The organism is Streptomyces caelestis (assembly GCF_001279005.1).
Lineage (GTDB): Bacteria > Actinomycetota > Actinomycetes > Streptomycetales > Streptomycetaceae > Streptomyces > Streptomyces heliomycini.
Genome location: NZ_LGCN01000108.1, coordinates 126678 through 151195 on the forward strand (window position 1 = coordinate 126678; position 24518 = coordinate 151195).

The window sequence follows — 24518 nt, forward strand, 5'->3', positions numbered from 1 at the left end:
ACCCCGGGGCGCCCCGACCGGAACCGGGGCGCCCCGGGCCCACCACCCCCGCACGCCAGGACAGTTCGGCCGGCGCCGAAGCGTCCCGCTCCTAGCGTTGCCGCATGAACGAGCACCCGCAGACCGCCACCCCCTCCGCGACCGTCACCGCCATGGTCGACCACGTCCTCGCGCTGGCCGCCACCTGGACCCGCTGGAACGGCGAGCCCGCCCACGTCGACGACCGTCTCTACACCCCGCACAAGGCGATCCGCCGCGTCGCCGACCACCTCGTCGACCACCTCGCGGAGATGGAGGCCCGGCTCGCCGGCGAGGAGCCGCAGCCCGACCACTGGCACGCCTCCCTGATCACCACCGAGGCCGACCTCGCCCCCTTCACCCCGCAGGACCTCGACGAGGCCCGCAGCCGCCTCACCCGGCTCGCCCGCGTCTGGGCCAACCGCCTCGACGCGCTCACCGACGAACAGCTCGACGACTCGCCCGGCGAGGGCTGGAGCTTCCGCGAACTCGCCCGCCACCTGAACGAGTCCGTCTACTACGCCGACGCCGTCGGGGACCTGTCGTGACCGCCTTCGCCGACCTCCACCACGCGGACGAGCCGCTGCTCCTTCCCAATGCCTGGGACCACGCCTCCGCCCACGCCCTGGCCGCCCACGGCTTCCGGGCCGTCGGCACCACCAGCCTCGCCGTCGCCGCGGCGGTGGGGCTGCCCGACGGGGCCGCGGCCACCCGCGAGGAGACGCTGCGGCTCGCCCGCACCCTCGGCCCGGGACCGTTCCTGCTCTCCGTGGACGCGGAGGGAGGCTTCGGCGACGACCCCGACGACGTGGCCGAACTGGCCCGGGAGCTGCACGCGCTGGGCGCCGCCGGCATCAACCTGGAGGACGGGCTCGGGCCCGCCGACCGGCACGCGGCGAAGATCGCCGCCGTCCGGGCGGCGGCCCCCGGCCTCTTCGTCAACGCCCGCACCGACACGTACTGGCTCGGCGACGGCGAGGACACCACCCGCCGCCTCGACGCCTACGTACGGGCGGGCGCGCACGGCGTGTTCGTGCCCGGCCTCACCGACCCCCGGAAGATCGCCGCCCTGGTGCGCGGCCTGGACGGCGTCCCCCTCAACGTCCTCCACTCGCCCACCGGCCCGTCCGTGCCCCGCCTCGCCGACCTCGGCGTCCGCCGCGTCAGCCTCGGCTCGCTGCTGTACCGGCGGGCGCTGGGCGCGGCGGTGGAGACGGCGGCCGCCATCAGGGCGGGCCGCGGACCGGAGGGCACGGCGCCGTCGTACGAGGAGATCCAGTCGCTCGGCCGGCGGGGCCGGGACGAGGGCGAGGGCACGGCTTCCTCCGGATGACTCCGGCACATGCTCCGGACGGTCAGCCCACGGACGTGCGCGGCCAGTTCACCAGGGCGATGTGCAGGGCCTCGACCGTCGCGTCCCAGGAGGCCCGGACGTCCCGCGGGTCGCCGAAGGCGCCGGCGGACTCCAGGGCGCAGTAGCCGTGGAAGGTGCTGCGCAGCAGGCGCACGGCGTCGGTGAGATCGGGTTCCCGCAGACCGTACGCCCGGAGCAGGCCGTAGACGAGCTCGGCGGTGCGGCGCAGGGCGGGGGAGTCGGCCACCGGGAACCGGTCCAGGGGGAGCCGGGTGGCCGCGTAACGGCCCGGGTGGGCCAGGGCGTACTCCCGGTAGGCGTTCGCGAAGGCGGCCAGCGCCTCCCTGCCGGTCCGCCCGGCGACCGCCGCCGCGATCCGGTCGATCATCTCGCCGCCGGCCAGCAGGGCCATCCGGACGTGCAGGTCCCGCAGTCCACGCACGTGCGCGTACAGGCTCGCGTCCTTCACGCCGAAGCGCCGGGCCAGCGCGGACAGGGTGACGTTCTCGTAGCCCGCCTCGTCGGCGAGGTCGGCGGCGGCCGCGACGAGACGGTCGGCGGTGAGTCCGGCGCGGGGAATGGAGGCCTCCGAAGCAAACCCGACAGGAAGCGCCCAGCCTACCGATCAGATGTGCGCGAGCCGCCGTGTCCAGGGCATGCGCCGCTCATCCGCAGGTCGTCCGACGTTCACGCGCCTCCTTGATCCTCCACACGCGGCGTCGTCACGCCGCGGTACCGAGGAGGCACTTCATGGGTCACGGGCACGCACACGGGCACCATCACCACCATCACGGCCACGACCACCAGCACGAGACGACGGCTCCCCTGCCCGCAGCCTTCGACACCTCCGTGCCCGACGAGGCGCTGAACCCCGAGCAGAGGTCCCGCCGTACGCTGCTGCGCCGGGCCGGGCTGCTCGGCGCGGGCCTCGCGGCCGGCACCGTGCTCTCCGCCGGCGCCGGCGCCGCCACGCCCGCGCACGCGGCGGGCGACAGCGGCCGCGGCAAGGGAAGGAGCAAGGGCTTCCTGTGGCTGGCGGGCGACCACCACATCCACACCCAGTACAGCAGCGACGGCAAGTACCGCGTCACCGACCAGGTCCGCCAGGGCGCCCGGCACGGCATGGACTGGCTGGTCATCACCGACCACGGCGGCGCCACCCACGCCAGGATCGGCGTGGACAAGGTCAACCCGGACATCCTCGAGGCCCGCGACGCGTACGAGGACACCCTCGTCTTCCAGGGCCTGGAGTGGAACATCCCGGCCGCCGAGCACGGCACCGTCTTCGTCCACCCGGGCCGCAACGAGGTATCCGTCCTCAAGCAGTTCGAGACCGACTACGACGGCGGCGTCAAGGGCGCCACCTCCTCCACCCCGGCCAACGAGGCGCTCGCCATCGCGGGGCTGAACTTCCTCGCCGAGCAGGTCGGGCGGCGCAAGGTCAAGGACGCCCTGATGCTCGCCAACCACCCCGCGCGCAAGGGCATCGACTCCCCGCACGAGATCCGCGCCTGGCGCGACGCGACCGGCGCCGGCGACCGGCAGATCGCCGTCGGCTTCGAGGGCGCCCCCGGTCACCAGGCGGGCGGTCTGCCGGCGCCGCTCGGCCCGGGCGGGGCCCGCGGCATCTACGACGGCGGCCCGAGCGCCAACTCCTTCGCCGGCTACCCGCTGGAGAGCTACCGCACCTGGGGCGGCTTCGACTGGATGACCGCCACCGTCGGCGGCCTGTGGGACAGCCTCCTGGCCGAGGGCCGTCCCTGGTGGATCACCGCCAACTCCGACTCCCACCAGGTGTACGGCGACACCGGCGCCCGCGGCGGCGGCGACTTCAACGCCAACGGCCGCTACGACGACCCGGTCTACGCCGGACGGATCGACCTCACCGAGAACGACTACTGGCCCGGCCAGTACAGCCGCACCCACGTCGGCGCCGACGGCTTCTCCTACGCCGCCGTCATGGACGGCATCCGCGCCGGCCGCATCTGGGTCGACCACGGTCAGCTCATCAGCGGCCTCGACGTCCGCGTCTCGGGCGGCGGACGCTGGGCCACCCTGGGCGGCGCCCTGCACGTGCGCAAGGGCGCCAAGGTCACGCTGACCGCCGACATCGCCCTCGCCGGCGGCAACAACTGGGCCGGGTTCACCCCGAAGCTCGCCCGCGTGGACGTCATCCAGGGCGATGTGACCGGCCCGGTCGCCGACAAGGACACGTTCACCGCGCCCACGGCGAGGGTCGCCCGGTCGTACGACGTCGGCAAGTCGGCCGGCACCGTCCGCGTCACCTTCGACCTCGGCCGCGTCGACCGCCCGCTGTACGTCCGGCTGCGCGGCACCGACGGCAACCGGACCGCCGTCGGCGCGATGGGCGCGAAGGTCGACCCGGCGGGCCCCGCCCTCGACGTCGTCGGCGACGCCGACCCGTGGCGCGACCTGTGGTTCTACTCCAACCCGGTGTGGGTCCTGCCGTCGTGACGCCGTACGCCCTCACCGTGGACGCGGGCATCGGGGACCTGCTCGACGCCGACCGCCTGCTGCACCGGATGGCGGCCGGACTCGACCTCCCGGGGGACGTGTTCGGCTGCACCCACCTCGTGCGCGACGACCGTCCGCGCGTCGTCGTGTCACTGTCCCTGGCCTCGCGGCCGCTCCCCGACACCCTCCGGGAGCGGCTCGCGGGGTACGGAGCCGTCTTTCCGGGCCTGCCCGACGAGGTGGGGCGCGCGGTGCTCTACCCGGGCGTCTCCACGCTCACCGGCACGCTGACCGTCGCGGAGCTGCTCGTCGGCTCCGCGATCGCCCGCGTGACGGTGCTGGGCACGCCCGAGCCGCCCGGCCCGGACACGCGCGTGGTGACCCGTGACCATGTGCGGCCGCAGTGGCAGCGGGACGAACTCGTCCTCGCCGCCACCCCGGCCCTGGGCGGCACGCTCGTGCCGTTCGAGGCCCCGGACCCCACGCCCTGCTGCGCGGACCACTGAGCCCCGTCAGCCGCGCGGCCGGGAGAAGACGAAGGAGAACTCCGCGGGTTCGGGCCACAGGTGGTACCGGGGGAGCGGGCCCGGACCGCAGGACTGGGAGCCGATGCCGTGCAGACGGTGGTCCAGGTGGACCCAGACCGTGTCGCCGGGGACGAGGTCGGTGCGGTGCCGGGCGGCGTCCAGATGTTCGGTGGTCCAGGGGCGGGCGGTGAACCAGAACTCCGGTTCGCCGTCGACCCGCAGGCCGCCGATCTCCGCCCACCGCACGTCGGCGCGGGCGCCGTTCTCCTGGGGACGGACGTAGGGCGTCTGGAGCTCCTGGACGCTCGCGTCCCACAGCAGGTCCTTGGAGGCGGCCCGGGTGTCCGGATACGACTCGTTCCCGCCGCCGAACCAGCGGACGGCGTCCTCCGGGGTGGCCCCGGGGAGGCCGAAGCGGACGCCGAGCCGGGGCAGCGGAGCCCGCCAGTCGCCCTCCGGCACGACCGAGACGGTCAGCCGTACACGGGTGCCGTCGGAGGTCCAGCGGTACGCCGTCCGCAGGCCCGTCTCCCGGCCGGCGGGCGCCACCCGGGTCCGTACGGTCAGCGCCTCGCCGTCCGTCCCGACGGCCTCGACGCGGTGCCGCATCCGGTGCAGGCCCAGCTCGCGCCAGAGCGGTCCGTAGCGGGTGTCCGTCTGCCAGGCCGCCCCGTCGTCGTTGTCGGTGGTGGCCCGCCACACGTCCAGCCGCAGACCGCGCACCGGCACACCGACGAGGGTGCGGGGTGCGCCGGTGCGGGCGTCGAAGACCGCCGGGCCCAGGGTGATCCGGTCCCCGTCGACGACAGGGCGCACGCCGGCCGCCGCCAGCAGCGGGGCGCGGCGGGACACGGTCCCCTGGGCCCAGGCCACCTCGTGGCCCTTGCCGGCCCAGGGCGTGTCCTCGGCGAGCCGCGCCTCCACCGTCCACCGCACCTCCTCGCCCCCGCCGTCCGGGGCCCCGTCCAGCTCGACCTGCGCCGACTCCCCGGGGGCCAGCGGTGGCACGGTGAGCCGGCGGGCCCCCGTCGGCAGGCCGTCCACCTGGTGGGAGAACGAGAACTCCAGGTGGGACAGGTCCGCGAAGTCGTACCGGTTGGTCACCCGTACGGTGCCGTCCGCGTCGCCCGCCTCGATCCGGACCGGCTCGATCACCTTCTTGTACTCGATCAGGCCCGGTGACGGCGTGCGGTCGGGGAAGACCAGTCCGTCGCAGACGAAGTTGGCGTCGTGCAGCTCCTCCCCGAAGTCACCGCCGTAGGCGTAGCCCAGCCCGGGGTGCTCGACGCCGTGGTCGATCCACTCCCAGACGAAGCCGCCCTGGAGCCGGTCGTACCGCTCGAACAGCTCCTGGTACTCGGTGAGCCCTCCGGGGCCGTTGCCCATGGCGTGCGCGTACTCACAGAGGATCAGGGGCAGTTCGCGCCTGCGGCGGGTGCCGCCGTCCAGGCCCCGGGCGATCCGCTCGACCTCCTCGTGCGGCGGGTACATCCGCGCGTACACGTCCGTGTCGCGGCAGCCCGGGTCGCCCTCGTAGTGCACCGGGCGGGACGGGTCCCGGTCGTGGATCCAGTCGGCCATCGCGGTCAGACCGCGTCCGGTGCCGGCCTCGTTGCCGAGCGACCACATGACCACCGACGGGTGGTTCTTGTCCCGCTCGACCATGCGCGCGGCCCGGTCCAGCAGGGCCGGCGTCCAGCGTGCGTCGTCGACGGGGTTGTCCCGCCACTCCTGTTCGACGAAGCCGTGGGTCTCCAGGTCGCACTCGTCGATCACCCACAGCCCGTACGCGTCGCACAGGTCGAGGAAGGCCGGGTGCGGCGGGTAGTGCGAGGTGCGGACCGCGTTGACGTTGTGCCGCTTCATCAGCAGCACGTCCTCGCGCATGGTGGCGAGGTCCAGCGCGCGGCCCTCGCGCGGGTGCCACTCGTGCCGGTTGACGCCCTTGAACAGCAGGGGGGTCCCGTTCACCTTGATCAGGCCGTCCTCGACGACGACCGTGCGGAAGCCGATGCGCACGGGGACGCGTTCGCCCGCCGTGACCAGGACGCCGTCGTACAGCCGGGGCGTCTCGGCCGTCCACGGCTCCACCGGGCGGGTGACCGGCTCGCCGGCCGCCACGTCGATGCCCAGCTCCTCGACGAGCACGCGTCCTTCGACGTCGGAGTCGACGCGCAGGGTGCCCGCGCCGGAGACGTGGTCGTAGGCGGCGTGCACGAAGAAGTCGCCCGCGCCGCCCGCCGGACGGTGCAGCAGGGCCACGTCGCGGAAGATGCCGGGCAGCCACCACTGGTCCTGGTCCTCCAGGTACGAGCCCGCCGACCACTGGTGGACCCGGACCGCGAGGACGTTCCCGGACGGCTTCAGCAGGCGCCCGACCGCGAACTCGTGCGGCAGCCGGGATCCCTTGAACTCCCCGATCTCCGTGCCGTTCAGCCACACCCGGGCGCAGGACTCCACCCCGTCGAAGCGGAGCACCGCCCCGCCCCCGGCCGGCCAGTCGCCGGGCAGGTCGAAGACGCGCAGATGGTCGCCGGTCGGGTTCTCGGCGGGGACGTGCGGCGGATCGACGGGGAAGGGGTAGAGGTGGTTGGTGTAGATCGGCGCGCCGTGGCCCTGGAGCACCCAGTGGCCGGGCACGGTCACCTCCGCCCAGCCGCCGGCGTCGTATCCGGGCGCGGCGAACGAGTCGTCCTCGGCGTCGGCGGTGGCGGACACCCGCAGGCGCCAGCCGCCGTTCAGGGACAGGGACGCCGCGTCGGAGGACGCGTACCAGGCGCGCGGGGGCAGGGTCCCGCGGCCGGGGGAGACGTCCTCGACGTAGTCGGTCGCCGGGGTGTGCGATGACATGGGTCTCCTGGAGTCGGTGCGGCTCACTGGATCGGGCCGGCTCAGCCCTTGATCCCGGTCCGCGCCCACCGGGGGGAGGACGGACAGGGCGGTGGCCGTGGGAATCGGTTGGAGGTCGACGGTCCGGTCGGTCGTCGGGACTTCCCGGCGACGGCGGCGAAGAGGTTCGGCGAGTCCGGCACGACGGCCCGCCCGTACGCGCCCCGGTGACCGGGCCCGTCCACCCGTGCCGCCTTCGCCGGCTCCCCGGGGAACCCCGGGAAGTACCGCCGCAGCAGGAAGCGGGTGGGACCACTGCGATCCGCAGCCGCCCCCGCGGCCGTCGTCGCCGCCTGCGGCGGCGCGGGGCGCGGATCGACGGTCCCCCGTGCTGGTGCTCGGTGCCGGCATGTCGGCGTCCTCGTCTCGAGTGCTGCGTGCTGCGGGTGGCGTGCTGCGGGTGGCGCTCAAGAACTCGCGGTGCGCGGGACGTTAACCTTCGAACAACGCTTCGGCAAGGGGTTGGACGAAGTCCGTGCGAAGCGTTGCGGACCGTTCGTGATGACGAACGGTCCCGTGTCTACCGGCGGTTGCCGACGGCGCGCCTTTCGGCGCCCTTCCCCGCCGACTGCAACGCGCCCTCCAGCGCGAACGTCGCCGCTCCCAGGCACACCGGATCGGTGGGGATCGGGGAGAGGACGATCCGGGTGGCGGCCAGCGGGCGGCGCAGCGCGTGCCGGGCGACGGCCGCCCGCACCCCGTCGAGCAGCGGCTCGCCGAACGCGGCCGCGACCCAGCTGCTGAGCACGACCACCTCCGGGTTGAAGAGGTTGACCAGACCGGCGACCCCGGCGCCGAGACAGCGGGCGGTGCGCTCGAGCACCTTCACCGCCACCGGATCGCCCGCCCTCACCCCCCGGGCCAGCGCGTCGATGGTCGCCGTCTGGTCGTCGGCCCGCAGCAGCGGACTGTCCGGGCTCAGCTCCCGCAGGTTCAGCATGATCCCGGGGGCGCCGGTGTACGCCTCCACACAGCCCCGGTCGCCGCAGTGGCAGGGGCGGCCGTCCAGGACGAGGGTGGTGTGCCCCCACTCGCCGGCGCTGTCGCTCACCCCCCGGTGCACCGCGCCGCCCAGCACCAGCCCGGCGCCCACCCCGGTCCCGAGGTTCACCACCACCGCGTCCCCGTGCCCGCGCGCCGCCCCGAACCACAGCTCGGCCACCGCGCAGGCCCGCAACGGGTTGTCCAGGTACAAGGGGTGGGCGATGTGCCCGGCGAGCAGGTCGAGCAGCGGCACGTCGTGCCAGTCCCAGTTCGGGGCGTACGCGCAGACACCGGTGTCCCGGTCCACCTGGCCCGGCATGCTCACCCCGGCCCCGAGCACCCGCGCGCCCTCCACCCCGGCCCGCGCCACCACCGATCCGACCGCCGTCGCCACGTGCCCCACGACCTGCTCGGGCCGGCTCTCCCCGGGACGCACGTCCTCCTCGGCGCGGGCCAGCACGTTCAGCGCGAGGTCGAACAGCTCGACCCGGACGTAGGTCTCGGCGAGATCCACGCCGATCAGCGCGCCCCCCGGCGCGTTGACGGCCACCAGCCCCCGGGGACGGCCGCCGGCCGAGTCCTCGAAACCGACCTCGGTGATCATGCCGAGGTCGAGCAGCTCCCCGACCAGGGTGGCGACGGTGGCGAGGCTCAGGCCCGTGGCGGCCGCCAGCTCCTGCCGGGAGGTGGGCGACGCGGCGATGATCTGGCGCAGCACCTGGTAGCGGTTGGCCGTACGGATGTCCCGTGACGTGCGTCTCACCGGGCTGCCCCTCCCCACCGGGCCGGGCCGGGCCGACCGGGCACCGGCGCGCGGCAAGGCTATGGGGGGCGCGGACCGTGCGACAAGGGGTGGGGAAAAGGGCTCGGCGAAGTCCGGACGGGGCCGGCGCGCGTCAACCGCCCAGGACGTCCCGGACGAACGCGTTGGTGAACGCGCCGGCCGGGTCCAGGTCGCGGACGAGGGTCCGGAAGTCGTGCAGGCGCGGGTAACGGGCGTGCAGCTCCGCCGCCGGCGTGGTGAACACCTTCCCCCAGTGCGGCCGCGCCCCGAACGGCGCCAGCGCCTCCTCCACCCGCGCCACCGCGGGCAGCACCGCCGCCGTGTCCTCGATCCAGGTGAAGTGGACGGCCACCGTGTCCCGGCCGTGGGCGGGGCCGATCCACTGGTCGTCGGCGGCGACGGTCCGCACCTCGCAGGTCTGCAGCACCGGGGCGACCGTCTCCCGGACCTCGTCCAGCGCGTGCAGCACGGCGACGGCCGAGTCCCGCGGCATCAGGTACTCCGACTGCAGCTCCGCCCCGCTGCTCGGGGTGAACTCCGCGCGGAAGTGCGGCAGCCGCTCGTGCCAGGGCCCGGCCACGCCGAACTGCTCGGTGCAGTTCACCGCCGGCATCCCCGGCACCGGGTGCATCTTCTCGGTCGCCGGAGCCGCCCAGGGGAAGTCCGGCAGCGGCTGGTCGGTGCGCCGCTTCACCCACACCTGGCGGAAGCCGGGCGCCCGCCAGTCGGTGAACAGGCTCACGCTGTACGCCGCCGACATCACCTTCTCGAACGTGGCGGGGTCCAGCCCCTCCAGCGGCATCTTGGTGAACACGTGCTGCTCGACCTCGAAGGCCGGCTCCAGGTCCAGGGTGAGCGCGGTGACGACACCGAGCGCGCCCAGCGAGGTGACCGCGCCGCCGAACCGCTCGTCGCCGCGCGCCACGGTCACCGCGCCGCCGTCCGCCGTGACCAGTTCCACCGCGCGCACGGACGAGGCGAGCGGACCGTTGCCGACGCCGGAGCCGTGCGTGCCGGTGGCGACCGAGCCGGCCACCGAGATGTGCGGCAGCGACGCCATGTTCGCCAGCGCCAGCCCGTGCCGGTGCACCTCCCGCGCCAGCTCGGCGTACCGCACGCCGCCCCCGACCCGTACCGTCCGGGCGGTCGTGTCCACGTCGATCCCGGGGGACAGCGCGTCGAGGGAGAGCAGGACGCCGCCCTCGCCGGGCTCGGCGATCTCGTTGAACGAGTGCCCGCTGCCCAGGACCCGCACGCGCGGGCTCCCGGCGACCAGCTCCCGCAGCGCGTCCAGGCTCCGCGGGCGGTGCAGCTCCCCGGCGGCGTACGTGATGTTGCCCGCCCAGTTGGTCACGGTCTCGGCCATCGCTCGTCCCTCCTGACGCACGGGACCGAAAAGGTCCCCCGCCGGAACCTATCCCGTGAGTGGTCCACGCCGTGTGGGGGGACCCGCCACCCCGGACGTCCCCGCGGGGGCATACCGTGAGGAGTCGTACGTCCGAACCGGGAGGAGACACGTCGATGGGCAGCCGCACCGCGCTGGTCGAGGATCTGATGGAGCGGTTCCCGCAGGTGCCGCGCGAGGCCGTCTTCAAGGAGGACCTGCTGCGCGGCGGCGTGGCCTTCGATCCGTCCGCGCTCAGTGACAACGAGGGCGGCGAGGTCAAACCGAAGTCGTACTTCATCTTCTCCTTCGACCACGGCACCCTGCCCGAGCTGGGCGAGGCCGCGCTGCGCCGCCCGCCGGAGGAGATCATCCTCACGGGAGGCCCGTACGACCTGCGCCGCACGGTCGTGTCCGTGCGCGTGAACCCGGCCTCCCCCTACCGCGTCGCCGCCGACGAGCACGGCATGCTCGGCCTCTACCTCGACGGCAGGCGGATCTCGGACGTCGGCGTGCCGCCCATGCCCGAGTACTACCGGCACACCCTGTCCAACGGGAAGTCGGTCATGGAGGTCGCCCCCACGATCCAGTGGGGCTACCTGATCTACCTGACCGTCTTCCGGGTCTGCCAGTACTTCGGCGCCAAGGAGGAGTGCCAGTACTGCGACATCAACCACAACTGGCGCCAGCACAAGGCGGCCGGCCGGCCCTACACCGGGGTGAAGGACGTCGAGGAGGTCCTGGAGGCCCTCGAGATCATCGACCGGTACGACACCGCGAAGGCGTCCACGGCCTACACCCTCACCGGCGGCGCCATCACCAAGACCGTCTCCGGACGCGACGAGGCCGACTTCTACGGCCACTACGCCAAGGCCATCGAGGAGCGCTTCCCCGGCCGCTGGATCGGCAAGGTCGTCGCCCAGGCGCTGCCCAGGGACGACGTGCAGCGCTTCAAGGACTACGGCGTGCAGATCTACCACCCCAACTACGAGGTGTGGGACGAGTACCTGTTCAAGATGTACTGCCCCGGCAAGGAGCGTTACGTCGGCCGCGACGAGTGGCACCGGCGGATCCTCGACTCGGCGGAGATCTTCGGCGCGCGCAACGTGATCCCCAACTTCGTGGCGGGCGTGGAGATGGCCGAGCCCTTCGGCTTCAAGACGGTCGACGAGGCCATCGCCTCCACCACCGAGGGCCTGCGCTTCTTCATGTCGCAGGGCATCACGCCCCGCTTCACCACCTGGTGCCCGGAGCCGACCACCCCGCTCGGCAAGGCCAACCCGCAGGGCGCCCCGCTGGAGTACCACATCCGGCTGCTCCAGGCGTACCGGCAGACCATGGAGGACTTCGGCCTCTCCTCGCCCCCCGGCTACGGCCCGCCCGGACCCGGCCAGGCGGTGTTCTCGGTCAGCTCCTTCATGGACAGCCTCCCGGCGCGGGAGTCCGCCGAGGCGGTCTGAGACACCCGGGGGCTCCAGCGCCCCGTCGCACGCGGAAGGCCGGAACCGAGACGTTCCGGCCTTCCGTGCGTATGGTCCCTGCGGGGGGTCGCGGCGCCGCCACGGAAAGTGAGGGAAGCGCTTGTCAGTTGTGTCGGGGACGTGAAAAGCTCTGCCACTGCCGCGAGGTTTCCCCAACTCCACTGCCCCTATGGCGAGTTGACCTCGCTCGTGATGCGGGAGTCTCATGCCCGACCTGCCGAGCCCCCAGGACGCCACCGAGGCGGCGCTGTTCACCGAGTGCTGGGACGCCGCGCTCTCCTACGCCGACCTGTGCACGGCCGGATCCGCCGCCGCGGCGGAACTGGCCCGCGAGGCCTTCGCGCAGGGCATACGGGAGCTGCGCGAGGCGGAGTCGGGCACCGTCCGCGGCCACGGCCGCCGTCCCTCCCGGCTGCCCCGGATACCCCTGCTGCTGACGGCGGTCCGCAGCACGGCGGCCGCCTGGGAGGACGCGGGACAGGGACACAAGCTCGACCCCGATCTGCGCCTGTGGCTCCACTCCGAGCAGGCCGCCCGCTACACCGGCCCGCCCCTGGACCGCCCGGTCGCCCTGCGCGGACTGCGCGATCTGCAGCCCGCGGACGCCGAACTGCTCTGGCTGGCCGAGGCGGAGGCCCTGCCGCTGCCCCTGGTGGCCCGCCGGCTCGGCCTCGACCCCGCCACCGCGGCCGACGAACTCGCCCAGGTGGGCCGCCTGTTCCGGGACCGCTGCCACCGCAACCACCTCGACTCGCCCCTGGACGCCGAGTGCCGCAGCTACGCCCGGCTCCTCGACGCCGTCACCCGCTCGCCCGCCGCGGACACCCCCGACGACCTCTCCCGGCACCTCGCCACCTGTCACCGGTGCGCCGAGGCCGCGGCCTGCCTGCGGCTGCACGGCGGGGGACTGCCCGGCGCGCTGACCGGCGGGGTGATCGGCTGGGGCGGCCTCGCCTATCTGGAACGCCGCCGCCGCGCCGCCGAGGTGCGGCTCGGAGCGGGCCGCCCGGACCGGGCCGACCCGGACGCGGGCGGCCCGGCGGACGGCACGGACGGCACACGCCTCGCCCGGCACGGACTGCTGGTCGCCGCCCTCCTGGTCTCCCTGCTCGCGCTCGCGGTCTCCCTGATGCCGTTCGGCGACACGGCCGACGAGGGCGCCGCGCCCCCGGACGCCGACCGGCAACCGGTGGCCGACCCCGGCCCCTCCCTGCCCCCCGCCCCCACGGTCCTTCCGGACACCCCGTCCCCGGAGCCGTCCGCCGGACACACCCCCGAACGCACTCCGGGCCGGGAGGACCCCGCCCCCGACCCCGAACCGCAGGGCACCTCCTCCACCGCCGCCGCGCCCGGAACCACCGCCCCCGGCGAACCGGCCGCCTGCCGGGCCGACTACGACCTGGTCAACGAGTGGCCCGACGGCTTCCAGGCCACCGTCACCGTCACCACCCGCGACCCCCTCGACACCTGGCGCGTCGGCTTCACCCTCCCCGACGGCCAGCGGATCACCCAGATGTGGGACGCGTCGGTGAGCCAGGACGGCCCCCGGGTCACCGCCACCGCCGCCGACTACAACCGCACCGTCCCGGCCGGCGGAAAGCTCGCCCTCGGCTTCCTCGCGTCCTGGCACGGCACGAACACCCCGCCCACCGACATCACTTTGAACAGCCGCCCCTGCGTCGGCTAGGACTTGTCCGGCCGATCACGTGCGGAGCGGGATGACCCCAATCGCTGCGACGGTGGTACCGAGGAACGCATGGCCGCGTCTGCCGTAGCGGGCGGCAACGGCCCAGGTGCGAAACCGAGCACGGCCCTGCCCCGCGTGCTGATCAGCGGATACTGCATGATGGGATTGATGAGGTCTTTCGCCGCAGCGGGCCTGCGGATCGTGGACGGATGGACCGAGCCCGAAGGGCTCATTCCCCCCATCGTCACCGGACAGGCACCGAGCTGCCCTTCCGAGGAAGGGCGCGTCGAGGCCATGCTGGACGCACTCGAGCCGAAGCTGCACGAGAAGGCGAACGCCGACTGGTACCGGCTGTCGGTCGAAGGAGGGCTCTTCTCCGAGACCGACCGCAGGTTCCTGCTCGCGCTCCAGCCCGACGAGAACCGCCTCGCACGGTGGCACTGCGTCGAGCTGCAGAGCAAGTGGGACCTCATGGGCGAGGGTGCTGCCGGATTGCTCGGCAGCGCACGCTGCCGCCCCGAGTTCCGCATGCTCTCGCTCGACGGGAACGTGCTGTGCTTCGCAACGACGTGGGAGCACGCGATCAGCACCTCCGTGCTGAAGGCGCCGCATCGTTCGCAGGTTCTCCGCCGGTGGGCCGAGGCACTGACGGACGGCACGATGGACGACATGGGCGAGCCGGATGAGCCGCCGCTGAGCATCGCGGCACGCCGCTGGCTCGACAAACACCAGGAATGTGTTCGACTGGTCACATTCGAAGCCGGATAGCAAGGGCTGACGCTATGGCGGTGCCAAGGAAGACATAGCCGCGCTTGTCGTAGCGAGTGGCGACCGCCCGGAACTGCTTCAGGCGGTTGATCGCCGCTCAACGGTGTTGCGCTTCTTGCGGCGGTCCTTGTCGAAACCGGGTGGCCGTCCGCCGCGTGAGCCCTTGCGTGGACGGGCGGCCTGGCTGTCACTCTTCTCCGGGATGGTGTGGCGGATGTCCCACCGTCGCAGGTGCTTACGGACGGGGCCGTTGCCGTATGCCTTGCCGGCAGCGAGACTGCCCGGTTTCACACGTGGCCTACCTGCGCCGCGCCTGGGGACTCGGATCTTCTCCAGCACCGCGATGAACTGGGTACAGTCGGCCCGCTGACCTGGAGTGACGATCAGGGACAGCGGACGGCAGCGTCCGTCCCCGCTCAGGTGGAGCTTACTGGTGAACCCGCCGCGTGAGCGGCCCAGGCCCTCACCTCCAGCACCACCTCCACCAGGCGGTCGGCGAAGCTTTGCCACGGTGTCTCGTCCGGGTGTTCCCCCCTTTCGGCCCCCTTGCGGAGAGTTCCGGAGGCGGATCGGTGCGAGCGCCGGCCACATGTTGATGTGCGTGCACGATGGTGGAGTCCACCGAGATGTCCCAGTCGATCTCACCCTCCGCGTCGGCCGCGGCCCGGACCTGCTGGAGCAGCTGTTCCCAGGTGCCATCACCCGACCACAGGCGGTGGCGTTCACAGACCGTCTTCCACGGCCCGAACCGTTCGGGCAGGTCACGCCACCGCACTCCGGTCCGCACCCGGTGCGGAATCCTGTTGATCACCTGCCGGTGATCCCGCCACCTGCCGCAACGACCGTTACCGACCGGCAGAAATGGCCGAAGCCGCTCCCATTCGGCATCTGTCGGGTCACCCCGCCCCATGACCACGTGAACGAGTCGGCAACGGAGTAGTCACATGATCAGCTGGAGGGCGACCATCTTGCCGACCTCGCCGTCGGGAGGCGTGGTCATCGGCCGGAACGGCTGACGGTCCCCTGTGCGCGGCCCGCGAGCCAGACGGCGATCCGCTTCTGCAACTCCTTGTCGGCGCGGGGATAGTCCCAATTCGCGTACCACTCCAGCTCCTGCAGGACGTTCTCGGAGCGGGCCGGGTGGCGCACTGCGACCACGTCGACACCGACCTCGCCGGTCGAGCAGCTGATGTACACGCTGCTGTCGAGCGCCATCATGCCGAAGCCCGGGTGGCCCGCACGTATGCCGAGGAACGCCGATGCCGCACCCCGGCCCATGAGGTCCCAGCGGTCCAGGAGCCGGACCCGGGTCCAGACTTCCGGTGCGGCACGGCGGCCATAGAGCCGGCTCCGCTTCTGCAGGGCGGCCTGGTGCGTGTGCGTGCCGTGGGGAAGCAGGACGAGGAACTCGCGCCGGTGGTCGAGAAGGCCGGAGGAGACCGCCAGGTCGTACCAGTCCTCGTTGAGACGCTCGACGAGCCGTGGGGTTTCGTAGCGGTGGGAGAAGCGGCCGACGATGTCCGTGGGACGATATCCGAAGACGAACGGCATCGTGCCGTCCGGCACGGCGTCCGGGATCACTTCGAGGCCGGCCCGCCGCAGCGGCCGGTACAGCTTGCGCTCGCGCTCCTGGATACCCACCGGTCACTGTTCTACCAGGGCCGGCGCGCCAAGAATCCTCAGGCCCGGCGCTTCCTTGTGTCCCTCCCGACCCCCCGGACCGGATCGGTACAGGATCAGCCACATGATCAGCCGGACACGCCTTGACCGTCGGGCGCCCGGCCCGCCGCGCCGGCGTCAGCTCTGGTCGTCCTTGTCGGAATGGACGTCCCGCGCCCGGTCCTGCATGCGGTCCCAGAAGCGACGCATGTCGACGATGGGGACGTGGCGCTGCCAGGGTGCCTGCCGCAAGCGGCAGTACAGCCATGACCGCGGCTGCCGCAGCTCCAGCAGCTCCCGCTGGTGCAGACAGAAGACCTCGCTGAACTCGATGCTCAGCGCCTCCACCTTCCTCGGGTACGGACACATCCGCATGCCGCACTTCTTCTCCGCGCAGTGCCGCCCCGCGTCCGGGGCGCCCGGCTGGGGCCTGTTCGAGTCACCCGCCGTCGACGGCGCGGGCTCGAGAAGGGAACGGTCCTTCGCCAGGCAGTGGGGGAGCTGCGCAGGGCAGCGGCGGGCCGTCCGCTCTCCCAGGGCACGGAACTGCCTCGTGGGCCGGTGGCGGCCGGTTTCCAGGGCGAGGAGCAGCACGACGTCCGCCAGCAGTTGCTGAGCCGTGGGATCGAGTGTGCTCCATCCCGTCGACGGCGGGATCCAGAGGTTGTGGGCGCGCTGCTCGTACGGAAGACACACCTCGGTGCCGATCACACCGACCGTGGCGGCCTCGTCGATCCACAGGAACCGTTCCGGGCGCCGGGTCTGGAGGGCGCGGACCGCGAGACCCGTGGCCGCACGGACCAGCGGATGTTCCTGACGGCCCGACGTGTCGGGCCGCCACGCACCGATCGATCCCCTGCCGCTCATCGGTTGGTCCGCGGAGACATCGTCCGGCAGTTCCCACAGGGCAAGGGCCTGGACGAGTGTCAGCCGCGTGTACCAGAACGACGTCCGGTTCAGCATGTTCCGCGCCTTCTCCTTCAGGCTCTCCCGGACGGTGTCCGTTCCCGAGCTCTTGAGCGGCCTGCGGTTGGCGGCGTACTTGAAACCCTGGGCCAGCGCCATACCGAGCTCCGTGTGATGGCCCGACACCAACAGCCGGTTCCGGCCCCGTTCCTCCCCGATGGCCACGTCGATCCACTTCTGCAGGTCATGCAGAGGGCTGTGGGCGTGGTCCGCCCGTCCCGTCGAGAGGGCGAGCAGGGGAAGGAGCGAGGCCTGGACGGTCTCACCGCGCCACTCCTGGAGTTCCCCCAGTGTTTCGTCCTCGACCCGGATGCGGTCGTGCCGGGCTCGGCCCTGATCCGTGTGGGGCCCGTCGTCACCTGGACACCCGGAACGGGCGGAGACCCCCCGAGTCCGGCCGTCGAGGCCGTCGCTCTCCGGTTCGTTCGCCGCCCGTTTCACCTTCACCGCACTGGGCAGCCGGCGAAGCCGGTCGGCGAGGGAAGCGTAGGCCTGCTGCCCCCCGCTTCCGACCTCCTGGGCGATGGCCACCCGCACCTGGTCATCGGGCTCCTTCCGGCAGATGTCCATGAGCCGCGTGTAATCGACCCGAAGGCCGGAGCGCCCCACGCGGCGCGCGGCCGCCCCGCACTTCATGACGGCGGAGAGCTTCGCCTCGCGCAGTCGGGCCGCGTCCTCTCCCCGGCTCAGCCGCAGCCAGTCATGGCACAGCGCCTCCGTCACCTCCTCGTGCCGAGGGACGGCGTCGACACTGTCGATCTCCACGGCGGTGCCGTAGAGCTCCATGGCCCTCGCCCTGGGGCTTCCGTGTTCGGCGAGATGGAGCTGGTCGCGGAGTTGCCGGCTGCGCCGCGCGGCCAACTGCTCCGCGGCATCGGCGTCCCCGAGCAGCTTCCGTGCCTCGTCGACCAGGAGTTCGCGCATCAGAGCGACCGGGCAGTCCCGCCGCACCCGGCCGTCGGAGCACCCGCAACGGCGGCGCGCCGAACGGGAGTAGAGGGTCAGTGCGATGAGCAGCTCCCGGCCGCCGAGACGTACGGCCTCGCGGAGGGCCCTATGGTCCCAGTACGTTTCCACCAAGGTTCCGGCACCGCCCTGGGACGCGAGGTGGGCGGAGGCGTGGCGCAGGCGCCCACCAGCGGATTCCGGCACCGGCAGTGCCGCTTCGACGATCGATTGCAGATAGCGGGAGCCGAGGTAGGCCTGCAGCACACTGTGCTGGAAGCGAACCGATCGTCCGGTCTCCTGGAGCAGACCCATACGGGTTCCCCAGGTCGCTGCCAGCTGGACGTCCATCGAGGGCCCCTCCAGGCACTCCGCCGTTCCGGAGAAGCAGTGCGGTACCCACAGGAGTTCCTCGATGTACCGGTCCAGCTCCGCGGCGACGAGGTCGTTCCATCGCCCTTCGTGTGGCTGCGGTGGTGACAGACCGTCCGGCCGGGCGTCGACGAGGCCGGCAGCCGTGGGATCGAGCTCCGCGAGTGCGATGTCGGCACGGTCCGAGGCGAGGCCTATGCAGGCGAGCGCGGACACATAGGCGATCACCGCCCTCCTCGTCCCCTCGTTGAGCGGCAGCTCCGGGTGCACCATGCCCTCGGCCAGGGCCTCCACCCATTGGTCGAGGAGACCCGCGCGCACGCCCCAGCTGTCCCTACGGGTCTCGCTGTCGAATCCATGCCACAGGCTCTGCAGGAGCTCATGTGCGTGCAGGTCCCTCGCGACACGCATGTACAAAGGGGAGTCCGCCATCCGCGCGACCTCGACGATCTCGTCGAGCACGGGGATGTCCTGACGCCAGGTTCCATTGGCGGAGATGTATTCGAGCGCGGCCTCCGCGTTCAGTGGCTCGAGCTCCGTGATGGCCGCCTGCATGGCCCGCAGCGGGTTGTGCGGCCGGGAGGCGATGACCAGCGGGAGACATTCCTCGCCCGCTTTCCGGATGGCGTTCCGGATCAGATTGTCACGTTCTCCCCTCACCTCCTCGTGGTTCAGCGCCTCCTCCAGACCGTCGGCGAGCACCACGATCCGGTCCTGACGCTGCCGGAGCCACCGCCAGATGCGGTCGACCTCGCCGCTGGACCGGGCCTTCGGTTTGACGATCTCCTCGAAGCGCGTCCGTGCCAGTTCCGAGAAGTCCAGTGCCCTCTGTGCGTCCCGCAGTTGGACCGGGATGGGGACAGCCCCCTTCTCCGCCAGCTTCTGGGCGAGCCGGACCAGTACCGCGGTCTTGCCGGTTCCCACTTCTCCGACCACGACATGGGGGCGGCGAACGGCGTTGTCCCGCAGGTTGTTCATGATCGCGGTGCAGAGCCGGTCGCGGCCCACGACCTCTCCCAGAAGGCTGCCCGCCGTCGGTACGTAGCGGGTGGGGTGTCGCTTGACCTCGTGCCGGCAGTACCTGCGGATCCGCATCACCCTCCAGACCAGGAACAGCATCGTCGACGCCGCCAGTACCACCAGTGGCGTCACCACACCGGTGACGGCGCCGCAGGACATTCCGATGGTGCTGCACACCCGGTCCGGATCGAATCCCCCCGGCCCCTTCCATCCCGGGGGCGGAGCGCTCCGGTCAGGCGTCGTCGACGACTTCAGGGAGGTGGCGACCAACGCCCACACCGCCCTGATCAACCAGAGCAGCAGGGCCACGCTGAGCACGGACAGCACGAGGATCAAGCTGAGACGACGACTCCGCCACCTCTTCGGCTCCGTGGCGCCCCTCTTGAGGAGCATCCGCGCGCGGACGTGCCAGAAACCGGAGACGAACGGACGCTTCAGAGAGGCCCATGGCCGGTGGAACGGGCCTTCCTCCTGCTTCTCTCCCGTGACCAGCTTGAACTTCGGAGGCCTGATACTGCTCCTCATAGAGCCCCTCCGCTTGCTCGTCCGGGGGACTTCCCGGACGGTCGGCGTGCCGCGACGCGACCGCTCGGTCGCGGCCTTTCGTCTCGCCCCCGGACGCAGAAGCCGGCGCAAGCGCCCTCTGCCCTCCATATTCGTCAGGGCCGGCGGATCGTGCCACTCAGGCGGGGGTGCTCCGCTCCCCGCCCACCTTCCGGCCGGTGACGAGAAAAGTGGTGGCACCCGGGCCGGCGGTACCCCTAGTGTGGGTCTACGGTGTTCGGCGACCGGGGTTGCCGGCCGTCGAGGGTGCCGATTCGAGCGAGGAGCGGGAGGTGTTGACCGATGACTGTCGTTGCGCTGGGCGCTGCCCGCATTCGCGAATCCGTCACGTCCACCTCCCTGGCCACCGGCTGACCTCTTCCACTCCGCCCGCGTACGTGCCTGCGTACGCGCGGCCGCCGGGGCCACCCACCTGAAGGGCCACCCCCTTGAGTCACCTCTCTCCTGCCACTTCCTCCGCGCTCGCCCCGTACGGCTGGGACGACGCATGGGCGGACGCGTTCGCCCCCCACGACGCCGAAGGACTGCTGCCCGGGCGCGTGGTCCGGGTCGACCGCGGCCGGTGCGACGTCGTCACCGCCGGCGGCGTCCTGCACGCCGACACCGCCTTCGTCACCCCGCACGACCCCCTGCGGGTCGTGTGCACGGGCGACTGGGTCGCCGTCGAACCCGGCGGGAACCCGCGCTACGTCCGCGCGTACCTGCCGCGTCGCACCGCCTTCGTGCGCTCCACCTCCTCCAAGCGGTCCGAGGGGCAGATCCTCGCCGCCAACGTCGACCACGCCGTCGTCGCCGTCTCCCTCGCCGCCGAACTCGACCTGGCCCGGATCGAGCGCTTCCTCGCGCTCGCCTGGGAGTCCGGGGCGCAGCCGGTGGTCGTCCTCACCAAGGCCGACCTGGTGCCGGACGCGGTGACCCGTGCTCACCTCGTCCAGGACGTGGAGACCAGCGCACCGGGCGTCCCGGTGCTCACCGTCAGCGCGGTCGACGGGGACGGACTCGACGTCCTCACCGCGCTGGTCTCCGGCGGCACGTCGGTACTGCTCGGGCAGTCCGGCGCGGGCAAGTCCACCCTCGCCAACGCGCTCCTCGGCGAGGACGTGATGGACGTACAGGGCGTCCGGGACGTCGACGGCAAGGGCCGCCACACCACGACCACCCGCAACCTGCTGGTGCTGCCCGGCGGGGGAGTCCTCATCGACACGCCGGGACTGCGGGGCGTCGGCCTGTGGGACGCCGGCGCCGGCGTCGGCCAGGTGTTCGCCGAGATCGAGGAGCTCGCCGGGGACTGCCGGTTCCACGACTGCGCCCACGAGAGCGAGCCGGGCTGCGCGGTCCTCGACGCCGTCGGGACCGGCGCCCTGCCGCAGCGCCGCCTGGACAGCTACCGCAAGCTGCTCCGGGAGAACCAGTACATCGTCGCCAAGACCGACGCCAGGCTCCGTGCGGAGCTCCGCAGGGACTGGAAGCGCAAGAACGCCATCGGCAGGGCGGCGCTGAGGGCCAAACAACAGGGCCGCCCGAGCTGACACACCTCCCTGTCCGATTTCCGCCAGCCGGGGCTCCCCGGCCGGCGGAGACTGGACGGTGTGAAGGACGAGGACAGCAGGTACGAGGCGGTGCGCAGCCGGGACGCCCGGTTCGACGGGGCGTTCTTCTTCGCCGTGGCGACGACCGGCGTCTACTGCCGGCCCAGCTGCCCCGCCGTCACCCCGAGACGGCACAACGTGCGGTTCTTCGAGACCGCCGCCGCCGCGCAGGGCTCCGGGTTCCGCGCCTGCCGGCGCTGCCGCCCGGACGCCGTGCCCGGCTCCGCCGAGTGGAACGTGCGGGCCGACGTCGTCGGCCGGGCCATGCGGCTGATCGCCGACGGCGTCGTCGACCGGGAGGGCGTCGCCGGACTCGCCGCACGGCTCGGCTACAGCGCCCGCCAGGTGCAGCGCCAGCTCACCGGCGAGCTCGGCGCCGGGCCCGTCGCGCTCGCCCGCGCCCAGCGGGCGCACGCCGCGCGCGTGCTCCTGCAGACCACCGGGCTGCCGGTCACCGAGATCGCCTTCGCCGCCGGGTTCGCCAGCGTGCGGCAGTTCAACGACACCGTGCGGGCCGTGTACGCCACCACCCCCAGCGGGCTGCGCGCCGCCGCGCCCCGCCGGGGCCGGGCCGCCGCGCGCACCGCCACCCCGTCCGCCGGAATCCCCCTGCGGCTCGCCCACCGCGGCCCCTACCAGGCGGGCCCCGTCTTCGACCTGCTGGAACGCGAGGCCGTCCCCGGCGTCGAGGACGTGAGCGGCGCCCCGGGCGCCCGCACCTACCGGCGCACCCTGCGCCTGCCCCACGGCACCGGCATCGCCGCCGTGGACGAACGCCCGCACACCGGGCCGGGCACCCGCCCCGGCGGCTGGCTCGACGCCCGCGTCCACCTCACCGACCCCCGCGACCTGACCACCGCCGTCCAACGCCTGCGGCGGCTGTTCGACCTGGACGCCGACCCGTACGCCGTCGACGAACGGCTCGGCGCCGACGCCCGCCTCGCCCCGCTGGTCGCCGCCCGGCCCGGACTGCGCTCACCGGGCGCCGCCGACCCGGACGAACTGGCGGTGCGGGCGCTGGTGGGCCGGGACGAGGCCGCACGGCTGGTCCAGCGCTACGGCAAGCGGCTCGACGCCCCCTGCGGCACCCTCACCCACCTGTTCCCCGAAGCCGCCGTCCTCGCCGGGGCCGAGCCCGACGGCGCCCCGGGCGCACTCACCGCCGCCCTCGCCGACGGCGCCGTACGCCTCGGCCCCGGCGCCGACCGGGACGACGCCGAGGGCGCCCTGGCCGCCGTCCCCGGCCTCGACGCCCGTACGATCGCCGAGATCCGCACCCGCGCGCTCGGCGACCCGGACGTGGCCCCGCCCGGACCCGGCGTCCCCGACACCTGGCGCCCCTGGCGCTCGTACGCCCTGAACCACCTGCGCGCAGCAGGGGAGTTGGAGTGATGATGACCACGTACTGGACGCGTGTGGACAGCCCCGTCGGACCGCTGCTGCTCACCGCCGCCCCGACCGGCGAACTGACCTCGCTGTCCGTGCCCGGGCAGAAGGGCGGGCGTACGCCCGCGGACGACTGGCGGCGGGACCCCGGACCGTTCCGCGAGGCCGAGCGGCAGCTCACCGCGTACTTCGCCGGCGGCCTCAAGGAGTTCCGGCTGGCCGTGAGCGCCGTCGGCACCCCGTTCCGGGAGAAGGTGTGGGCCGCGCTCGACGACGTCCCCTACGGGGCGACCGTGTCCTACGGCGAGATCGCGGCCCGGATCGGCGCGCCCCGCGCCGCCGTGCGGGCCGTCGGCGGCGCGATCGGCGCGAACCCGCTGCTCATCGTCCGCCCCTGCCACCGGGTGATCGGCGCCGACGGCTCGCTGACCGGATACGCGGGCGGGCTGGAGCGGAAGGTGCGGCTGCTCACCCACGAGGGCGTGCTGCGGCCGTGAGCCGGCGGGTCAGCCCCAGAAGACCGCGCCCAGCCACGCCGCCGTGATCAGCTGGCAGGTGAACAGCTCCGTCAGCACGCTCCAGCCGCCCGAGCGCATCGCCGTCCACAGCGCCGCCGTCGCCTCGCGGCGGCGGCCCAGCCGGAGCCGCTCGCAGAGGTAGGCCCCGGCGAGGAAGCCCGGGACCGCGCCCACCACGGGGAGCAGCACGAAACCGAGGAACGAGCCGCCGCCCGCGTACGCGAGCATCCGGGCGTCGTCGCCGCTCGCCCGCAGCCGGCGGGGCGGCAGCGTCCAGCGCACCACCTGGGACAGGAACAGCACCACGGTCGCCCCCACGCACACCCACCACGCGACGGGCCGCGGGTCCTTCAGCGCCCACCACAGGACCCCGGCCCACACCAGCCACGACCCGGGCACCCCCGGCAGCAGCACTCCCCACAGCCCGAGCAGGAGCACCAGTCCGGCGAGCAGGAGGTCCCACGCTCCCATCAGTCCAGGGTGCAGGAGGCCGGTAGGTCCCACGCTCCCATCAGTCCAGGGTGCAGGAGGCCGGTGGACAACGCGGAACGGAACGGTCCCGGCGGCCCCGCCTCGCACAGCCGTCCCACTATTCACCCGGCCGGCCGTCCGGGGCGCGCCGCGGGGCGGGGATTTTCCCGATGCCCCGTTTCCCTCCGGCCCGCGCGGTGGACAATCGGGGGCATGAGCCAGCAGGGGGGAAGGCCCACCGGTCCCGAGGACGACTGGTGGGGGCGGCTGTACGACGACGCCACCGGCGACACGGGCCCCGCACCGGCGCCCGATTCCCTGGACGACCGCTTCGCCTCGGCGTCCGGCGCGCTGGACGCGGACGGGCCCGCCCCGGCCGGCCCCCCCCCCGCCCCGCCGGTCCCGGCCCCCCGCCCGGCCCCTCCCGCCGCCCCGGCGGACCTCCCGCCCCGGCCCGCCGGGCCCCCGCCCCGCGCCCCCTGGGACCCCCCGCCCGCCGGGGCCGCGGACCCGGCGGCCGCCCCCCCGGGGACCGGCCGCCCGCCCCGGCCCCGACCGTCACCGCCGCCCACCGCCCCCACCCCCGGCAGCAGCACTCCCCACAGCCCGAGCAGGAGCACCAGTCCGGCGAGCAGGAGGTCCCACGCTCCCATCAGTCCAGGGTGCAGGAGGCCGGT

General features: G+C 73.3%; 17 protein-coding genes and 1 pseudogene. 10 read left to right on the plus strand and 8 right to left on the minus strand.

Annotated elements, in window-relative coordinates:
* The first annotated feature begins 104 nt into the window (after positions 1 to 104).
* Both ADK41_RS10655 and ADK41_RS10660 read left to right on the plus strand, forming a co-directional pair.
* Positions 105 to 566 (plus strand): hypothetical protein, encoded by a 462-nt coding sequence (locus ADK41_RS10655; RefSeq protein WP_030828224.1) that lies wholly within the window; start codon positions 105 to 107, stop codon positions 564 to 566.
* Positions 563 to 1351, plus strand: coding sequence for an isocitrate lyase/PEP mutase family protein (locus ADK41_RS10660; RefSeq protein ID WP_037804452.1), 789 nt, complete (start codon positions 563 to 565; stop codon positions 1349 to 1351). Before ADK41_RS10655 ends, ADK41_RS10660 begins: the two co-directional genes overlap by 4 nt.
* A gap of 22 nt (positions 1352 to 1373) precedes the next feature.
* Here ADK41_RS10660 and ADK41_RS10665 read toward each other — a convergent pair whose 3' ends face one another.
* Complete coding sequence (locus tag ADK41_RS10665; RefSeq protein ID WP_030828222.1) at positions 1374 to 1952, minus strand: TetR/AcrR family transcriptional regulator; 579 nt, start codon at positions 1950 to 1952, stop codon at positions 1374 to 1376.
* A 170-nt stretch (positions 1953 to 2122) separates the two neighbouring features.
* Between ADK41_RS10665 and ADK41_RS10670 the strand changes: the two genes are divergently transcribed.
* Both ADK41_RS10670 and ADK41_RS10675 read left to right on the plus strand, forming a co-directional pair.
* A complete protein-coding gene (locus ADK41_RS10670) occupies positions 2123 to 3847 on the plus strand; it encodes a PHP domain-containing protein (protein WP_030828220.1) in 1725 nt (574 codons plus the stop codon).
* Entirely contained in the window at positions 3829 to 4353 is a 525-nt protein-coding gene (locus tag ADK41_RS10675) for a hypothetical protein (RefSeq protein WP_234392534.1), read from the plus strand. The genes ADK41_RS10670 and ADK41_RS10675 overlap by 19 nt, the downstream gene beginning before the upstream one ends.
* A gap of 6 nt (positions 4354 to 4359) precedes the next feature.
* On the opposite strand, the gene ADK41_RS10680 is transcribed toward ADK41_RS10675, so the two are convergent.
* The 3 genes from ADK41_RS10680 to ADK41_RS10690 all read right to left on the minus strand — a co-directional run bounded on the left by ADK41_RS10680 (position 4360) and on the right by ADK41_RS10690 (position 10397).
* Positions 4360 to 7224, minus strand: a complete 2865-nt coding sequence (locus ADK41_RS10680; RefSeq protein WP_030828215.1) for a glycoside hydrolase family 2 TIM barrel-domain containing protein — start codon at positions 7222 to 7224, stop codon at positions 4360 to 4362.
* Between the two features lie 559 nt (positions 7225 to 7783).
* Positions 7784 to 9010 carry an ROK family transcriptional regulator gene (locus tag ADK41_RS10685; RefSeq protein WP_030828213.1) on the minus strand — a complete coding sequence of 409 codons (1227 nt, stop codon included), beginning with the start codon at positions 9008 to 9010 and terminating at the stop codon, positions 7784 to 7786.
* A 133-nt stretch (positions 9011 to 9143) separates the two neighbouring features.
* A complete protein-coding gene (locus tag ADK41_RS10690) occupies positions 9144 to 10397 on the minus strand; it encodes an FAD-binding protein (protein WP_030828210.1) in 1254 nt (417 codons plus the stop codon).
* A 155-nt stretch (positions 10398 to 10552) separates the two neighbouring features.
* Here ADK41_RS10690 and ADK41_RS10695 point away from each other — a divergent pair, with 155 nt between their 5' ends.
* From ADK41_RS10695 to ADK41_RS10705, 3 genes are all read left to right on the plus strand, one after another.
* Entirely contained in the window at positions 10553 to 11875 is a 1323-nt protein-coding gene (locus ADK41_RS10695) for a radical SAM protein (protein WP_030828207.1), read from the plus strand.
* Positions 11876 to 12101: 226 nt separating this feature from the next.
* On the plus strand, positions 12102 to 13583 hold the full coding sequence (locus ADK41_RS10700; RefSeq protein ID WP_030828204.1) for a cellulose-binding domain-containing protein: 1482 nt from the start codon (positions 12102 to 12104) through the stop codon (positions 13581 to 13583).
* Positions 13584 to 13652: 69 nt separating this feature from the next.
* Positions 13653 to 14351, plus strand: a complete 699-nt coding sequence (locus ADK41_RS10705; protein WP_234318843.1) for a hypothetical protein — start codon at positions 13653 to 13655, stop codon at positions 14349 to 14351.
* Here ADK41_RS10705 and ADK41_RS40710 read toward each other — a convergent pair.
* The 3 genes and pseudogenes from ADK41_RS40710 to ADK41_RS40715 all read right to left on the minus strand — a co-directional run bounded on the left by ADK41_RS40710 (position 14332) and on the right by ADK41_RS40715 (position 19838).
* Positions 14332 to 15261, minus strand: a pseudogene (locus ADK41_RS40710) (IS5 family transposase). The gene ADK41_RS10705 and the pseudogene ADK41_RS40710 overlap by 20 nt on opposite strands.
* An 86-nt stretch (positions 15262 to 15347) precedes the next feature.
* A complete protein-coding gene (locus ADK41_RS10710) occupies positions 15348 to 15992 on the minus strand; it encodes a hypothetical protein (RefSeq protein WP_030828198.1) in 645 nt (214 codons plus the stop codon).
* A gap of 156 nt (positions 15993 to 16148) precedes the next feature.
* Complete coding sequence (locus ADK41_RS40715) at positions 16149 to 19838, minus strand: NACHT domain-containing protein (RefSeq protein ID WP_030828195.1); 3690 nt, start codon at positions 19836 to 19838, stop codon at positions 16149 to 16151.
* A gap of 467 nt (positions 19839 to 20305) precedes the next feature.
* Here ADK41_RS40715 and rsgA point away from each other — a divergent pair, with 467 nt between their 5' ends.
* From rsgA to ADK41_RS10730, 3 genes are read left to right on the plus strand one after another with little or no spacing between them, the layout of a single operon-like run.
* Complete coding sequence (rsgA, locus tag ADK41_RS10720) at positions 20306 to 21406, plus strand: ribosome small subunit-dependent GTPase A (RefSeq protein WP_030828192.1); 1101 nt, start codon at positions 20306 to 20308, stop codon at positions 21404 to 21406.
* A gap of 60 nt (positions 21407 to 21466) precedes the next feature.
* A complete protein-coding gene (locus tag ADK41_RS10725; RefSeq protein ID WP_030828189.1) occupies positions 21467 to 22858 on the plus strand; it encodes a bifunctional transcriptional activator/DNA repair enzyme AdaA in 1392 nt (463 codons plus the stop codon).
* Complete coding sequence (locus ADK41_RS10730; RefSeq protein ID WP_030828185.1) at positions 22858 to 23349, plus strand: methylated-DNA--[protein]-cysteine S-methyltransferase; 492 nt, start codon at positions 22858 to 22860, stop codon at positions 23347 to 23349. The genes ADK41_RS10725 and ADK41_RS10730 overlap by 1 nt, the downstream gene beginning before the upstream one ends.
* Before the next feature lie 9 nt (positions 23350 to 23358).
* On the opposite strand, the gene ADK41_RS10735 is transcribed toward ADK41_RS10730, so the two are convergent.
* On the minus strand, positions 23359 to 23841 hold the full coding sequence (locus ADK41_RS10735; RefSeq protein WP_030828183.1) for a DUF456 domain-containing protein: 483 nt from the start codon (positions 23839 to 23841) through the stop codon (positions 23359 to 23361).
* Between the last annotated feature and the right edge of the window lie 677 nt (positions 23842 to 24518).